At 61.9% G+C, this 13,979-nt stretch carries 15 protein-coding genes; 6 read left to right on the top strand and 9 right to left on the bottom strand.

The window, feature by feature from the left end:
* Nucleotides 1–315 precede the first annotated feature (315 nt).
* Together trmB and galE are read left to right on the top strand one after the other, a co-directional pair.
* Nucleotides 316–996: a tRNA (guanosine(46)-N7)-methyltransferase TrmB gene (gene trmB / locus ACQ4WZ_RS17555; protein ID WP_133993187.1), complete on the top strand. Its 681-nt coding sequence runs from the start codon at nt 316–318 to the stop codon at nt 994–996.
* A 148-nt stretch (nt 997–1,144) separates the two neighbouring features.
* Nucleotides 1,145–2,164 (top strand): UDP-glucose 4-epimerase GalE, encoded by a 1,020-nt coding sequence (gene galE, locus ACQ4WZ_RS17550; protein WP_436574086.1) that lies wholly within the window; start codon nt 1,145–1,147, stop codon nt 2,162–2,164.
* A 163-nt stretch (nt 2,165–2,327) separates the two neighbouring features.
* On the opposite strand, the gene ACQ4WZ_RS17545 is transcribed toward galE, so the two are convergent.
* The 7 genes from ACQ4WZ_RS17545 to ACQ4WZ_RS17515 all read right to left on the bottom strand — a co-directional run bounded on the left by ACQ4WZ_RS17545 (nt 2,328) and on the right by ACQ4WZ_RS17515 (nt 10,194).
* Complete coding sequence (locus ACQ4WZ_RS17545) at nt 2,328–3,614, bottom strand: Glu/Leu/Phe/Val family dehydrogenase (protein ID WP_070220497.1); 1,287 nt, start codon at nt 3,612–3,614, stop codon at nt 2,328–2,330.
* 290 nt (nt 3,615–3,904) lie between these two features.
* Nucleotides 3,905–4,882 (bottom strand): LysR family transcriptional regulator, encoded by a 978-nt coding sequence (locus tag ACQ4WZ_RS17540; RefSeq protein ID WP_101482989.1) that lies wholly within the window; start codon nt 4,880–4,882, stop codon nt 3,905–3,907.
* Between the two features lie 44 nt (nt 4,883–4,926).
* Nucleotides 4,927–5,409 (bottom strand): hypothetical protein, encoded by a 483-nt coding sequence (locus ACQ4WZ_RS17535; RefSeq protein WP_436574085.1) that lies wholly within the window; start codon nt 5,407–5,409, stop codon nt 4,927–4,929.
* On the bottom strand, nt 5,409–7,232 hold the full coding sequence (recQ, locus tag ACQ4WZ_RS17530) for a DNA helicase RecQ (protein WP_101482987.1): 1,824 nt from the start codon (nt 7,230–7,232) through the stop codon (nt 5,409–5,411). Before recQ ends, ACQ4WZ_RS17535 begins: the two co-directional genes overlap by 1 nt.
* Before the next feature lie 6 nt (nt 7,233–7,238).
* Complete coding sequence (locus ACQ4WZ_RS17525) at nt 7,239–8,084, bottom strand: undecaprenyl-diphosphate phosphatase (RefSeq protein WP_101482986.1); 846 nt, start codon at nt 8,082–8,084, stop codon at nt 7,239–7,241.
* Between the two features lie 156 nt (nt 8,085–8,240).
* Nucleotides 8,241–9,389 carry an MFS transporter gene (locus tag ACQ4WZ_RS17520; RefSeq protein WP_101482985.1) on the bottom strand — a complete coding sequence of 383 codons (1,149 nt, stop codon included), beginning with the start codon at nt 9,387–9,389 and terminating at the stop codon, nt 8,241–8,243.
* Nucleotides 9,390–9,423: 34 nt separating this feature from the next.
* A complete protein-coding gene (locus tag ACQ4WZ_RS17515) occupies nt 9,424–10,194 on the bottom strand; it encodes a DeoR/GlpR family DNA-binding transcription regulator (protein WP_101482984.1) in 771 nt (256 codons plus the stop codon).
* Between the two features lie 145 nt (nt 10,195–10,339).
* On the opposite strand from ACQ4WZ_RS17515, the gene ACQ4WZ_RS17510 reads away from it, so the two are divergent.
* Nucleotides 10,340–10,588 (top strand): hypothetical protein, encoded by a 249-nt coding sequence (locus ACQ4WZ_RS17510; RefSeq protein WP_436574084.1) that lies wholly within the window; start codon nt 10,340–10,342, stop codon nt 10,586–10,588.
* 23 nt (nt 10,589–10,611) lie between these two features.
* Here ACQ4WZ_RS17510 and ACQ4WZ_RS17505 read toward each other — a convergent pair whose 3' ends face one another.
* Nucleotides 10,612–10,884, bottom strand: a complete 273-nt coding sequence (locus tag ACQ4WZ_RS17505) for a YkgJ family cysteine cluster protein (protein ID WP_436574083.1) — start codon at nt 10,882–10,884, stop codon at nt 10,612–10,614.
* Between the two features lie 78 nt (nt 10,885–10,962).
* Nucleotides 10,963–11,832 carry a head GIN domain-containing protein gene (locus ACQ4WZ_RS17500; protein ID WP_133989183.1) on the bottom strand — a complete coding sequence of 290 codons (870 nt, stop codon included), beginning with the start codon at nt 11,830–11,832 and terminating at the stop codon, nt 10,963–10,965.
* Between the two features lie 336 nt (nt 11,833–12,168).
* Here ACQ4WZ_RS17500 and ACQ4WZ_RS17495 point away from each other — a divergent pair, with 336 nt between their 5' ends.
* The 3 genes from ACQ4WZ_RS17495 to ACQ4WZ_RS17485 all read left to right on the top strand — a co-directional run bounded on the left by ACQ4WZ_RS17495 (nt 12,169) and on the right by ACQ4WZ_RS17485 (nt 13,977).
* Nucleotides 12,169–12,819 (top strand): TetR/AcrR family transcriptional regulator, encoded by a 651-nt coding sequence (locus ACQ4WZ_RS17495; protein ID WP_101482980.1) that lies wholly within the window; start codon nt 12,169–12,171, stop codon nt 12,817–12,819.
* 170 nt (nt 12,820–12,989) lie between these two features.
* Nucleotides 12,990–13,640 (top strand): protein-L-isoaspartate O-methyltransferase family protein, encoded by a 651-nt coding sequence (locus ACQ4WZ_RS17490; RefSeq protein WP_101482979.1) that lies wholly within the window; start codon nt 12,990–12,992, stop codon nt 13,638–13,640.
* A 13-nt stretch (nt 13,641–13,653) separates the two neighbouring features.
* Entirely contained in the window at nt 13,654–13,977 is a 324-nt protein-coding gene (locus ACQ4WZ_RS17485) for a rhodanese-like domain-containing protein (RefSeq protein WP_034788759.1), read from the top strand.
* Nucleotides 13,978–13,979 lie beyond the last annotated feature (2 nt).

The following is a 13,979-nucleotide window of genomic DNA, read 5'->3' as shown; positions in this document are numbered from 1 at the left end:
GACCTTTGTTCGATAGCCTGGAATTGATTGAGATTGACAGGGCGGTGTAATCGTTACCAGTCACTCCACAATCGCACAATTCGCTGCATGGATGGCCGCTTCTGCGGCTGCTATAATGTCATTTTTGCGGAGCAGAAACGGGCCGCAAGCCCGCATGGCTGTTGAGTTCCTTGTCGAGCTTCCCAAGCTAACGACGAGGATTCGATTCCCTTCACCCGCTCCATTTTTCGCTGGCGCCCGGTTTTATGTGGCGCGGCCACTTATTTCTCCATTCCCATGTCTTCTGATACCCCAGCAAACGGCCCGGCGCGGCCGATGATGTACGATCCGACCGAACACCGCATCCGCAGCTTCGTGACCCGCGCGGGACGGCTGTCTGTCGCGCAGGCGCGCGCGCTTGAGACCTTGGGGCCGCAGTTCCTGTTGCCTTTCGCCAAGGAGTCCGTGGACTTCGAACAGGTGTTTGGCCGCAAGGCGCCGGTCATCCTGGAAATCGGTTTTGGCATGGGGGCGACGACCGCCCATATCGCCAAGGCCATGCCGGAGAAGGATTTTATCGGTGTCGAAGTGCATACGCCGGGTGTCGGCAGTCTGTTGAAACTGATCGGCGAAGAGTCGCTGACGAATCTGCGCCTGCTGCAGCACGATGCCGTGGAAGTGCTGACGCACATGATTCCTGCCAATTCGCTGGCCGGTATCCACGTGTTTTTCCCCGATCCATGGCACAAGGCACGCCACAACAAGCGCCGCCTGATCCAGTCGCCTTTCGTCAAGCAGCTGACCGATCGCCTGGCGCCGGGCGGCTATCTGCATTGCGCCACCGATTGGGAAGATTACGCGGTGCAAATGCTGGAGGTACTGGGCGCCGAGCCGCAGTTGCACAATAGCGCCGATGCTTATGCGCCGCAGCCAGCGTACCGTCCGCTGACCAAGTTTGAAAACCGCGGCTTGAAGCTGGGCCATGGCGTGTGGGATCTGGTGTTCATCAAGAAATAAATCTGGCGGTTTGCCAGCCTGTGCCATTTGCACGAGAACAAGCCTGCCGCAGCGACGCCGCAGGCTTTTTTCATGCGCACTAGCGTGCGCTGGCTAGGCAAGGTGGGCGAATTACGGTAGTCTTATCTTTTTTGCATTGATTGAGATTATGTCCAAGAAAATACTCGTAACCGGCGCATCCGGTTTCATCGGTTCGCATACCTGCGTCGAATTGCTGGCTGCCGGCTTCGATGTGGTCGCGGTGGATAATCTGTGCAATAGCGCGCGCGAGGCGATGGTGCGCGTGGAGCGCATTTCCGGCAAAAGCGTGCCTTTCTACGAGGCTGACGTACGCGATCGCGTGGCCATGGCCACCGTACTGCGCGTGCATGCCATCGATGCAGTGATCCATTTTGCGGGGCTGAAGTCGGTGGGCGAATCCGTGGCCCAGCCGCTGATGTATATGGATAACAATGTGACAGGCACCGTAGCGTTGCTGGAAGTGCTGGCGGCGGCGAACGTGAAGCGTTTTGTGTTCAGCTCGTCGGCCACCGTGTATGGCGATCCGGAAGCCCTGCCGATCCTGGAATCGTCGCGCTTGTCCGTGACCAACCCATACGGCCGCTCCAAGCTGATGGTCGAGCAGATTCTGGCTGATCTCGTGCATGCTGATGCTCAATGGCAAGTCGGTGTGTTGCGCTATTTCAACCCGGTGGGTGCGCATGCCAGCGGCTTGATCGGTGAAGACCCGGCCGGCATCCCGAATAACCTGATGCCCTTCATTGCCCAGGTGGCAGTGGGCCGCCGCGAGCGCCTGGCCGTCTTCGGCAATGATTACGATACGCCGGATGGTACGGGTGTGCGCGACTACATCCACGTGGTCGACCTGGCGCTGGGTCATGTGGCCGCGTTGAACCGCCTGTTTTCCACCGAGGGCGGCTTCACCGTCAACCTGGGCACTGGCCATGGCTACAGCGTGCTCGATACCGTGCGGGCCTTCGAAGCGGCCAGTGGACGTGCCGTGCCGTACGATATCGTGCCGCGCCGCCCCGGCGACATCGCCAGCTGCTACGCCTCGGCCGACAAGGCGAAGCAATTACTGGGCTGGCAAGCGCAGAAAAACATCGACGACATGTGCCGCGATCACTGGCGCTGGCAGCACCAGAACCCGCAAGGCTACGCAGCTTGAAGCAAAGCCGGCGCCCATAAAAAAATCCCGCTCACACGATAGTGTGGCGGGATTTTTTTTTAGAGCGCCATCAACCCAATGGCGTCAAAGGTAGCAATGGCGCCTGAAAAATGTCGGGGGCTAGGCACGGCAACAACGCCCCAGGCATTTTCTCAGGCAGCCATTATGGATACAGGCCGCGCACTTCGCGAGCCTGGAGAACACGCGTGCACGCCAGGATGAAGGTGGCAGTACGCATCGACACTTTCTTCTCTTGCGACACTTGCCATACCGCGTCGAATGCTTCGCGCATGATGCGGGTCAGGCGGCTGTTGATTTCTTCTTCGGTCCAGAAGAAGCTCGAGAAGTTCTGCGCCCACTCGAAGTAGCTGACGGTCACGCCGCCGGCGTTGGCCAGCACGTCTGGCACGATCAGCACGCCGCGGTCGGTCAGGATATCGTCCGCTGCCGGCAGGGTCGGGCCATTAGCGCCTTCCAGGATGATCTTGGCGCGGATGACTTGTGCGCGTTCAGCGGTGATCTGCTGTTCCAGCGCAGCCGGGATCAGGATGTCGCAATCGATGCCCCAGAAATCTTCGCGCGGCACGAATGCCTCGGCGCCCGGGAAGCCTTCGACGCTGCCCACTTCGGCCACGTGTGCCAGCAGTTGCGGGATGTTCAAGCCGCCGGAATGCACGACGGTGGTCTTGTGGTCTTGTACCGCGACGACTTTCGAACCGGCTTCTGCGAACATGCGGGCAGCGACGCCACCCACGTTGCCGAAACCTTGCACGATGACTTTCGCGCCTTCGAGCGACATGCCGACCTTGGCGGCCGCATCGCAGCCGACGACGAATACGCCGCGGCCCGTCGCATCGCGGCGACCCAGGCTGCCGCCCAGGGAGATTGGTTTGCCCGTCACCACGCCGGTCGACATATTGCCGCCGATCATGGCGTAGCTGTCCATCATCCACGCCATGACTTGTTCATTCGTGTTGACGTCCGGCGCCGGGATATCCTTGTTCGGTCCGATGATCATGCTGATCTCGCTCGTGTAGCGGCGGGTCAGGCGCTGCAGTTCGTTGCGCGACAGGGTCTTCGGATCGACACGGATACCGCCCTTGGCGCCGCCGTATGGCACGTTGACGGCTGCATTCTTGACCGTCATCCAGGCCGACAGGGCCATCACTTCCGACAGGGTCACGTCCTGGTGGAAGCGCACGCCGCCCTTGCCCGGGCCGCGCGACAGATTGTGTTGCACGCGGTAGCCTTCGTAGTGGGCAATGGTGCCGTCATCGCGTTCGATGGGCACGTCGACTGTCAGGATGCGCTTTGGACGCTTCAGCGTTTCCACCCAGCGCGACAGGTTGCCCAGGTAAGGCGTAACGCGGTCGATCTGCTCGAGGTAGACGCCCCATGGGCCCAGGTCTTCAGGATTGAGGTAGGAAGGAAGTGCGTGCTTGCTGGTCATGCTTGATAAGCTCCTGGACAAAACGGTGGTGTAATGCCGAAAAATCTACTGCGCGTCGTGCTTTGTGGCCGGTGATGCTCGCTGTACCTTCGTGCAGCTGCGCTTCTCGGCCACAAATCATCGCCGCTCGCTACGATTTTTCCTGGCATTCAAAAATGCTGTGGTAGGCGCACCCAATTGAGTTGCGCGCAGCGGAACCGCATCGTAGGCGATAGCCTCATGCCCCGGCCAATGCTTTGTGCGCATCCGGTTATGCATTTATTGCATAGTTGTATTGCCAGGATTGCCAGTCAGGACCGGGCGGTCTCTGTGGCGCGTTTGCGGCGTTTGCCTGCGCGCGCCCTGCCTTCCTGGGCCTGCACCAGGTATTGCCACAGGCTTTCGACGATCTGCTTTCCCGGACGCAGGCTGGACGGCCGTTCGCGGTACAAACGGATTTCCAGCTCGATTTCCCAGCCTGGCGCGCCGCCGTCGGCGCGCGCCAGGTGCTTGTACTTGACATCGCGCATGACGGCCGATTCGGGCAGGAAGGCGATGCCGCGGCCTTCAAGCGCCATCATTTTCAAGCCTTCGGCCATGTCCGTTTCGTAGCAGGTTTCCAGGAACAGGGGCGCCTTGGCATCGGCCACCAGCAGTTCCACCATGCGTCCCAGGTAGGCATTGCTGGTATAGGAGAGGAAAGGCAGCGGTTCCTTGGCGCTGCCCGGCAGGACGAAGTCGGGCACCTTGTCCTGGCCGCAGCGCGCATACGCGCGCAGGGTTTCGCGGCCCATCACCAGCATGTCATAGCGGCCCGGGTCCAGCTGCACCGGCTGGCGCGGATGGTGATAGCACAGCAGCAGGTCGCAGCCGCCATCGACCAGTTGCAGCACGGCGTCGTGCACGTTCAGGGCCATCAAACGGCTGTTGATCGGCGCAAAACCTTCTTCCAGCGCCGTCAGCCATTTCGGCATGAAAGTCAGCGACAAGGTGTGCGGCACGGCGAAGTCGACACTCGTTTGCGTGGCCGCCCGCTTGCCGCGCAACAGGGCGCGCACGCCGTTGATCTGCCCCAGCATTTCCAGCGCCTGCTCGTAAAACACGGCGCCAGCCGGCGTCAATCGCGTGGGGTAGGAGGTGCGGTCAACCAGGTCGATGCCGAGCCAGTTTTCCAGCGACTGGATGCGCCGCGAGAAGGCGGGCTGGGTGACGTGGCGCAGCGCCGCGGAACGGCTGAAATTATGCGTTTCAGCGAGCGAGATGAAGTCTTCCAGCCATTTGGTTTCCATCGCGGCAGCGTTCCGTTATCAAGGGCAGGGGCAAAATGAAATGGTCAGGGCGTATCGCTTGATGCCGCCGGCTGGTACAGCGCGGCGGGCAGGCCGAAGAAGGATGGCGGGCCCAGCGTCGTGCCATCGAGCGAGCTGCCCGCGTCCAGGGCCTTGTTGATGGTCGAGAGCAGGGAGCTGCGGTCCGCCAGGTTCTGCATCAGCGCGCGCGGACCATTGTGGAAGGTGTGCTGGGCGATGTCCAAGGCGACAACAAAGATCGGTTCGCGGCGCATGCTGAACTCCACCCATTCGTCGTCGTCCTGGGCGCAGAAGGTGTCGGGCAGGGTCATGTTTTCGGCGCCGGGAAGGTGTGACGCCAGCACCAGGCCGAACGCTTCCGGAATCACGTCGGCCAGGCGGCGTACGGTGAGTTCGTCGCGCACCAGGGCGCGCAATTGTTCCTCTTCTTGCTCTTCGCTGGCGTCGCGCTGCGCGCCAAGCAGTTTCACGGCCTGGTAAATCAGGTCGGACGAGAGTGCTTCCATTAAATCATCTCCAGGATCATGGCGACAATGTCGTCGCCGTACGAGGCCAGTTTTTTCTCACCCACGCCACTCACGCCGCGCATCTGCTCCAGCGAGGTAGGCTTGGCTTTGGCGATTTCGCGCAGGGTGGCATCGACGAAAATCACGTAGGCGGGCACATTGTGCGTGCGCGCCGTCTCCACCCGCCACCAGCGCAGCTTGTCGAAAATTGCCTGCTCGCTGGTGGACAGGTCCGTCTCGACATAGCCCTTCGCCACGCTGGTGCCGCGCTTGCTGGTTTTCACCGGTTTCTGGTACTGGCGCAGCTGCACCTTCTGGCCGCCCTTGAGCACGGGGCGCGATGCGTCCGTCAGTTTCAGCGAGCTGTATTGTTCATGGTCGACCGAGACGAGGCCCAGCGCGATGGCCTGGCGCAGGATAGCTTTCCACTCCGCTTCGCCCAGGTCAGAGCCGATGCCGAAGACGGACAGTGAATCGTGGTGCCAGGTCTTGATGCGTTCCGATTCCACGCCGCGCAGCACGTCGATCACGTGGCCGCCGGCGAAGCGCTGGTCGACGCGGTAGATGGCCGACAGCAGTTTTTGCACGGGCACCGTGCCGTCGAACGACACGGGCGGCACCAGGCAGGTGTCGCAATTGCCGCACGGCGAAGCCGGTTCGCCGAAGTATTCGAGCAGGCGCATGCGGCGGCAGCTGAGCGTTTCGCACAGGCCCAGCATGGCGTCGAGTTTCACGCCCAGCACGCGCTTGAAAGTGTCGTCCGCTTCCGATTCATCGATCATGCGCCGCTGCAGCACCACGTCCTGCAAGCCATACGCCATCCAGGCGTTGGCGGCCATGCCGTCGCGGCCCGCGCGGCCCGTTTCCTGGTAATAGCCCTCGATGCTTTTCGGCAGATCCAGATGCGCCACGAAGCGCACATCGGGCTTGTCGATGCCCATGCCGAAGGCGATGGTGGCGACCATGACGATATTTTCTTCGCGCAGGAAGCGCGCCTGGTTGGCGCTGCGTTTGGCGTATTCCATGCCGGCGTGGTAGGGCAGGGCGCGGATGCCGCTCTGGTTCAGGAACTCCGCCGTTTCTTCGACCTTCTTGCGCGACAGGCAGTAGACGATGCCGCAGTCGCCCGTGTGTTCCGTGTTGATGAAGTCGAGCAGCTGCTTGCGGCCATTCGCCTTTTCCACGATCTGGTAGCGGATGTTCGGCCGATCGAAGGAGGAAACGAACTGGCGCGCGTCTTCCAGCTGCAAACGCAGGGCGATTTCGGCACGCGTCTGCGGGTCGGCCGTGGCAGTGAGCGCGATGCGCGGCACGTCCGGGAACTGCTCGTGCAGCACCGACAGCTTGATGTATTCGGGGCGGAAGTCATGGCCCCATTGGGCCACGCAATGCGCCTCGTCGATGGCAAACAGGGAGATTTTTGACGCCTGGAACAGGTCCAGGCAACGCTGCGTCATCAGGCGCTCGGGCGCCACGTAGACGACATCGATGCCGCCCGTGCGCACCAGTCGCTCGATGCGGCTTGCTTCTTCGTAGGTTTGCGTAGAGTTCAGGAAGGCGGCGCGCACACCCACTTCGGCCAGCGCGTCCACCTGGTCCTGCATCAGCGCGATCAATGGCGAGACGACGACGCCCACGCCATCGCGTAGCAGCGCGGGAATCTGATAGCACAGCGACTTGCCGCCACCCGTGGGCATCAGCACCAGCGCATCGCCGCCATGGCTGACGTGGTCGACGATGTCGGCTTGCTGGCCGCGGAAGGCCGGATAGCCGAAAACGGTCTGCAGCAGGTGCAGCGCGCGCTGGTTAAGATCTTGATTCATAGTGCCTTATTCTGCCCAAACAACCCAGCCGTAGTGGGCGCTGGCCAGGACCAGCAAGCCAAACACAATGCGGTACCAGGCAAAAAACGTGAAGTCGTGCGAGCTGATGTAACGCAGCAGCCAGCGCACGCACAGGAAGGCGGAGATGAAGGCTGCCACGGTGCCCAGGCCGAACAGGGGCACATCGGTGGCCGACAGGATGTCGCGCGCTTTGTACAGCGAGTAGAAGGTGGCCGCCAGCAGGGTGGGGATGGCCAGGAAGAACGAGAATTCGGTGGCGGTCTTGCGCGACAGGCCCAGCAGCATGCCGCCGATGATGGTCGAGCCGGAACGGCTGGTGCCTGGAATCAGAGCAAATGCCTGCGCGCAGCCCACTTTCAAGGCGTCGAGCGGCGTCATTTCATCGACCGAGTTGACGCGTACGGTGACGGGATTGGTGCGCGCGCGGCGCTCTACCAGCAAGATGATGATGCCGCCGATGATGAAGGCCATCGCCACTGGCACGGGCTTGAACAGCGCATGCTTGATCATCTTGCCGATGGCCAGGCCAATGATGGCCAGCGGCAGGAAGGCAATGGCCACGTTCAGCACGAACTTGCGCGACTTGACCTCGGTGCTGAAGGTAGACAGCACGCTGCCGATGCGCTGGCGGTATTCCCAGCACACGGCCAGGATGGCGCCGGCCTGGATGGCAATCTCGAAGACATCCATGACCTCTTTTGATACATCCTTGGTAAAGTCGAGCAGGCTGCCGGCCAGGATCAGATGACCCGTGGACGAAATCGGCAAGAATTCCGTAAAACCTTCGACCAGCCCCATGATGATGGCTTTTAACGCAAGAATGAGATCCATAGATGTATAAACGGGTGTAAGTGACTGGATGGGGTGAGCGCGTGGCGCCAGCAATGTGCGCGGGGTCGAAGCTTACCACGACAGAGGCTTGCCAACCTTATTTGGGCGCTGACGGGCGGCGCTTTTTTAGCGTCGTCCGCCAGGCGTGAGGGAGGATCAGGATGCCTGTTTTGCCGGCGCCACCAGGCGCGCGCTGGCCGCCACCAGCAGCAGGGCGGCGCCCAGCATGGCGAAGGCGATATTCAGGCTGGTGGCGTGGGCCACGAAACCGATCACTGCCGGACCGGCCAGGATGCCCGCATAGCCGATGGTGGTGATGGCCGCCACCGCCAGGCTGGCCGGCATGGCACGCTGGTTGCCGGCGGCCGTGAACAGGATGGGCACGATGTTCGCTGCACCCAGGCCGATCAGCACGAAGCCAAGCATGGCAAGGCTGGCGTGGGGCGCCAGCACGGCCAGGAAGAAGCCGCCCGCTGCGCACAAGCCGCCAAAAGTAAGTACCCGCTTGCCGCCAAAGCGGCTGACCACCTTGTCGCCCGTGAAGCGGCCCAGCGTCATGGCGATGGCGAAGGCGGCGTAGCCGAGGCCGCCCTTGGCTTCTTCGACGCCACGCGTGGTGGTGAGGAACAGGGCGCTCCAGTCGAGAATCGCGCCTTCGGCCAGGAAGACGATAAAGCACAGCAGGCCGATGAAAATGACGGCGCCATGCGGCATGACGAACAGTGGCGTCTTTTCGCCGGATGCGGACGCTGTCGGCAGCAGATGGCCTTGCGCCGCGCCAAGCACGCCGCACAGCAGCAGCATCACTACCACGCAGGACCAGGCCGGTGTCAGGCCCAGCCACAGCAGCAGGGCCATGCAGGCCGCGCCGGCGAAACCGCCCACGCTGAACAGCGCATGAAAACCCGACATCATGGCGCCGCCGTTGGCTTTTTCGATGATCACGGCCTGGATATTGATGGCCACATCGAAGGTTCCCATGGCCGCGCCGAACACCAGCAGCACCAGGCCCAGTTGCAGCGGCGTGGCGGCCAGCGCCAGGCCGGGCAGGATGGCGGTCAGGAGCAGGCCGGCGGCGACGATGACCTTGCGGCAGCCGAAGCGGGCCGCGAGCATGCCCGTAAACGGCATCGCGCACAGCGAGCCGGCGCCCAGGCATAGCAGCAAGATGCCGAGGGTGGCTTCATCGAGGCCCAGGCGCGACTTGGCGTAGGGAACCAGCGGGGCCCAGGCGGCCATGCCTAGGCCGGCGGCGAAGAAGACCAGGCGCGTGGCGCGTTGTTGCAGGGTACCGGTGAGATGCATGGGAGCGGTTTTCCAGAGTCAGGGTGAATAAAAATCAGGCACGGGTGCGCAGCACTTGCACGCCCAGCCGTTCAAAGGCGGCCGCGTGCGCGGCATCGGCATCGGCTTCGAGCACCAGGTGTTGCAGCAAGCCCGTGGCCAGTACGCCGAAGGGCGCGGCCGTGCCCAGCTTGTCGCTGGTGACGGCCACGACGACGGCCTTGCTGGCGCCGGCGATGCTGCGCTTGAATTCGGCCTCGTCATAATTAAAGGCCGTGATGCCCGCGTCCGCGTCGGCGCCGCAGGCGCCCAGGAAGCACAGGTCGGGATGCATGCGTTCGACGGTGCGCAGCGCCTGCGGGCCCAGGCTGGCGCCGGCACGGCGGTCGACCCGGCCGCCAGCCATGATCAGCTCGATTTCGGGACGCTCCATGAGCGCCATGGCAATCGCCGGCGCATTGGTGATCACAGTGAGCGCCAGCTCCGGCAAGGCGCTGGCGATGGCCAGGTTGGTCGACCCCGCGTCGAGGAACAGCACCTGGCCCGCGCGCACGAGGGACACGGCGGCCTGCGCCAGGCTCGCCTTGCGTTCCGGCGCTTCGTGCTTGCGCTGTGCCAGCGTACCGCCGTCCGGCGCCAGCGGCAGGGCGCCGCCATACACGCGCTGGCACAGGCCGGCCGCCGCCATCTCGCGCAGGTCGCGCCGTATCGTATCTTCGGACACGTCGAGCTGGCGCGCCAAGTCCAGCGCCAGCACGCGGCCGTCGGCGTGCAATTGTTGCTGGATCAGCGCGTGGCGTTGTTTGAGGAGCAGGGTGGCAGACATATGAGCTTGTAAGCGTGCAGGAATGTGCATGAATATACGCAAACGTGCAATCTGAGTCAAGCCGGATGTATGAACTTGGCAGGCATTGCCAGAAAGGCATAATTTCTGTTAGTGTTGCAAAAAATAGAATGAATAGGGAAACATCATGCTGTCACGTACGTCGTTGCTGGCCACCCTGCTGGACCGTGCCATGCGCCGCCATGGATGGGGGATTATGGGGGCGGTATTGTTTTTTAATGTCATGCACTGGATGCGCTACGCTACGCTGGGCTGGCGCGATGCGCGCGATTCCCTGTTCCTGCTGCTGATCTATCTGGGCCTTGTCATGCTGTTGGAATACAAGCGCCTGCGCGACGCAGAAGAAGCCTCGGCAGCAGTCGAAGACGGCCTCTAAAGGGAGAGGGCTGGCGCCGCCGTTCAGGGCGCCGTCAGCCGTTCCAGCTCTGCCAGCCAGCCGATGGCATGTTCGCGGCTGCTGCCGCACATCTCTGCGGACGGCTGCAAGCCGCCGCAAAACGCGGGCCGCTCCGGTTGGCCAAAGATCTTGCAGCGGTTGTCCTCGGCCAGTTGCACGCAGCGCACGCCCGCAGGTTTGCCATCCGGCATGCCAGGAATCGGGCTGGTGATGGAGGGCGCGGTGCAGCAGGCGCCGCAGGATGGGCGGCATGCCAGGGTGGCAGAAGGTGACATGGGATTTCAGGCGAGCGGGTGAGGAGCCGACAGTATAGCAAGCCGGCCCCCGTACCCTGCATCTCGCCAGGGTGGTGGCTAACGCACGATGCTGACGCGCTTGCCCGACAGGGTGCGGCGGGCCGGATCGCCATGCACGGTGATGCGGCCGGAACCGCTGGCGCGGGCATTGACTTCACTCTGGACAGTGACATCGACGTCGCCGGAACCGTTGCTCGCCAGATAGGCAACGTCGCTGTGCAGGGCGGCCAGGTTGATATCGCCCGAGCCATTCACGTTGGCGTCGAGGCGTTGCACGGCGCCGCTGGCGCTGATACTGCCCGAGCCGTTGACGGCCACGTTGATGCGTTCGCCGCGCACAGTGCCCAGCTGGATGTTGCCCGAACCGTTCTGCACCGCATCCGTATTGCCGCTGGCGAGGGCCGCCGCATTGATGCTGCCCGAGCCATTGTTGGCAACGTCCAAGCGTCCCACCTTGCCCGACAGTTCGCTCTTCATCGAACCACGTTGCTCCAGGCTGAAATCTTCGCCATTGAAACCACTGGCCACCAGGCGGCCAGAGCCGGAGATGTTGATCTTCTTCAATTGCGGCGTCGTATAAATGACGTGGATGCCATTGCTGCTGCGAATGTTTGTATCGCTCCAGATGCGCAGGGTGTTGCCGCTTACTTCGCTATGGATGCGCGGCTGCAGATTGCTGTCCGCTTCGATCACCAGCGATGTTGCCGGGCCGACGCGCACGTCGATCTTCATATCGATGCGCTTCATGCTGTCGATGTCGAGCGTGTTGATGTTGCTGACCTGGCGCACATCGCGGCTCACTTGCTCGTTGCCCTGGGTGGCATTGCCACCCGCGTCGGCATAGCGCACTTCGCCATCGTTGGGGTTGATGACGATGGCGCAACCGCCAAGGGCAACGGCACAGCACAGGGCCAGCAAGGTACGCATGGTGTTTCCTTTATGATTGTTGTAGTTCGGAACAAGAAAAAAGCCGGCTGCCGCGCCGCGGCTGCCGTGCTGTTGATAGCAAGGTAGCAAATCTGACACGCTTGCTGAGTGGAAATGCGATGAACTGCGCAAAACGGGGGCTGAAACGCATTCTGCTTCACCTGGCGCCACAGGTTCGGCGCCAGAGGAGCTGTCGCCAACGCCGGCACGGAGCGTACAATACCCGTGTTCGGCGTACCGGGCGGTGCCCCGCGTCGCGCCAGTGGCCTGCGCTTGACCTTGGCGGCAGACAGGTCTACTATTAATGACTCAAAAGTAAGTTACTTGGAAAGATACATGCAAGCCCCGATTGATACCAAGCCCCGCTGGGAGCGGCGCAAGGATGCGCGTCCGCAGGAATTGCTCGCCGCCGCCCTCGACCTGTTTGTCGAACGGGGGTTTGCATCGACGCGCCTGGAGGATGTGGCCAAGCGGGCCGGCGTGTCGAAGGGCACGCTGTACCTGTACTTTGAGAATAAACAAGAGCTGTTCAAGGCCGTGGTGCGCGACAATATCGTGCATTCCATTGGCGAGGCGGAAGACAGCATGGCCGTCTCGGACAGCACCAGCGCCGAGTTGTTGCGCAGCACGATGATGCAATGGTGGGAAGAGTTCGGCGCCACCAAGCTGGCCGGCTTGACCAAGCTGATGCTGGCCGAATCGAACAATTTCCCGGAACTGGCGCAGTTTTACAACGAAGAGGTGGTCGCGCGCGGTAATGCGCTGATCGTCAGCCTGGTCGAGCGCGGTATGCGCCGCGGCGAGTTCCGCCAGGTTGATCCCGTGCTGGTCAGCGCCATCCTCAGCGCGCCCGTCACCATGCTCATGATGTGGACGCATTCCTTTCTGCCATGCGAGGTCAAGAACATCGATCCGCTCGCCTACATGGATGCGTTTATCGACATGAGCCTGCGCAGCCTGCAGCTGGAGGCGCCAGGGAAAAGCTGATGCGCCGGGCCTGCCTGCTACCGTTCAGTTGCCCCTTTTCCAAGGTTCGCCCCCCCAAATCTGCAGATCGTCGCAAATTTCCTCCATTCCCCGCCTTTATGGTTAACATGTGCTTTCAGCCAGTTCAACGATAAAATGGCGGATTATTACTTCACTTACCGAGTCCAAAGATGAATATCGAACAAGCCCGCTTCAATATGATCGAACAGCAGATCCGTCCATGGGACGTACTGGATATCGACGTGCTGGAGCTGTTGAACGTGGTCAAGCGTGAAGATTTCGTGCCGGCCGCCTATAAAAACCTGGCCTTCGTCGATACGGAAATTCCACTGGGCGGCGGCGAATACATGCTCACGCCGAAGCTGGAAGCGCGTATTTTGCAAGACGTAGCCGTCAAAAAGCATGAAAATGTGCTGGAGATCGGCACCGGTAGCGGCTACATGGCCGCTTTGCTGGCGTACAAGGCACGTCATGTGACGAGTGTGGAAATCGTTCCCCAATTGAAAACCCTGGCCGAGCAGAACCTGGCCGCCAACGGCGTGACGAACGTGACCGTGGAACTGGGCGACGCCGCCCAAGGCTGGAGCAAGGGCGCACCGTACGACGTGATCGTCGTTTCCGGCGCCCTGGCCGTGTTGCCGGAAGCACTGTTGCAACAAGTGAAAGTCGGCGGCCGCATCCTGGCCATCATCGGCGAAGCGCCGATCATGTCGGCGCATTTGATCACGCGCAGTTCGGACAAGGCTTACGACACGCGCAAGCTGTTTGAAACCAACGTCACGCCACTGCAAGCCGTGGCACCGTCGCATTTCCAGTTCTGAGGCGAGCAATTCGATGGAGCATTTGAGTGCACCGCAGCTGGCCGCCTGGCTGGCTGACCCTTCCCGCCCGCGCCCGTTTTTGCTCGACGTGCGCGAACAGTGGGAATTCGATCTGTGCCACCTCGACGGTGCCACCCTGATGCAGATGAACTCGATTCCTGCGCGCATCGATGACCTCGATGAAGATGCCGAGATCGTCTGCATTTGCCATCACGGCATGCGCAGCATGCAAGTGGCGGCATTCCTGGAGCGCAATGGTTTTGGCAAGATCAGTAATTTGACGGGCGGCGTGCATGCCTGGGCGCTGCAAGTTGACAGCGCAATGCCTAAATACTAAGT

Source organism: Janthinobacterium darwini (assembly GCF_051380905.1).
GTDB lineage: Bacteria > Pseudomonadota > Gammaproteobacteria > Burkholderiales > Burkholderiaceae_D > Janthinobacterium.
This window is presented reverse-complemented; position numbering and strand designations above follow the sequence as displayed.

What these genes read in the sequence shown, in the direction of transcription:
- ACQ4WZ_RS17535 (WP_436574085.1), bottom strand. Translation starts at nt 5,409, where the DNA reads ATGGAAGCACTCTCGTCCGACCTGATTTACCAGGCCGTGAAACTGCTT.
- ACQ4WZ_RS17520 (WP_101482985.1), bottom strand. Translation starts at nt 9,389, where the DNA reads ATGCATCTCACCGGTACCCTGCAACAACGCGCCACGCGCCTGGTCTTC.
- ACQ4WZ_RS17545 (WP_070220497.1), bottom strand. Translation starts at nt 3,614, where the DNA reads ATGACCAGCAAGCACGCACTTCCTTCCTACCTCAATCCTGAAGACCTG.
- trmB (WP_133993187.1), top strand. Translation starts at nt 316, where the DNA reads ATGATGTACGATCCGACCGAACACCGCATCCGCAGCTTCGTGACCCGC.
- ACQ4WZ_RS17490 (WP_101482979.1), top strand. Translation starts at nt 12,990, where the DNA reads ATGAATATCGAACAAGCCCGCTTCAATATGATCGAACAGCAGATCCGT.
- ACQ4WZ_RS17495 (WP_101482980.1), top strand. Translation starts at nt 12,169, where the DNA reads ATGCAAGCCCCGATTGATACCAAGCCCCGCTGGGAGCGGCGCAAGGAT.
- ACQ4WZ_RS17540 (WP_101482989.1), bottom strand. Translation starts at nt 4,882, where the DNA reads ATGGAAACCAAATGGCTGGAAGACTTCATCTCGCTCGCTGAAACGCAT.
- ACQ4WZ_RS17510 (WP_436574084.1), top strand. Translation starts at nt 10,340, where the DNA reads ATGCTGTCACGTACGTCGTTGCTGGCCACCCTGCTGGACCGTGCCATG.
- ACQ4WZ_RS17500 (WP_133989183.1), bottom strand. Translation starts at nt 11,832, where the DNA reads ATGCGTACCTTGCTGGCCCTGTGCTGTGCCGTTGCCCTTGGCGGTTGC.
- ACQ4WZ_RS17485 (WP_034788759.1), top strand. Translation starts at nt 13,654, where the DNA reads ATGGAGCATTTGAGTGCACCGCAGCTGGCCGCCTGGCTGGCTGACCCT.
- ACQ4WZ_RS17515 (WP_101482984.1), bottom strand. Translation starts at nt 10,194, where the DNA reads ATGTCTGCCACCCTGCTCCTCAAACAACGCCACGCGCTGATCCAGCAA.
- galE (WP_436574086.1), top strand. Translation starts at nt 1,145, where the DNA reads ATGTCCAAGAAAATACTCGTAACCGGCGCATCCGGTTTCATCGGTTCG.
- recQ (WP_101482987.1), bottom strand. Translation starts at nt 7,232, where the DNA reads ATGAATCAAGATCTTAACCAGCGCGCGCTGCACCTGCTGCAGACCGTT.
- ACQ4WZ_RS17505 (WP_436574083.1), bottom strand. Translation starts at nt 10,884, where the DNA reads ATGTCACCTTCTGCCACCCTGGCATGCCGCCCATCCTGCGGCGCCTGC.
- ACQ4WZ_RS17525 (WP_101482986.1), bottom strand. Translation starts at nt 8,084, where the DNA reads ATGGATCTCATTCTTGCGTTAAAAGCCATCATCATGGGGCTGGTCGAA.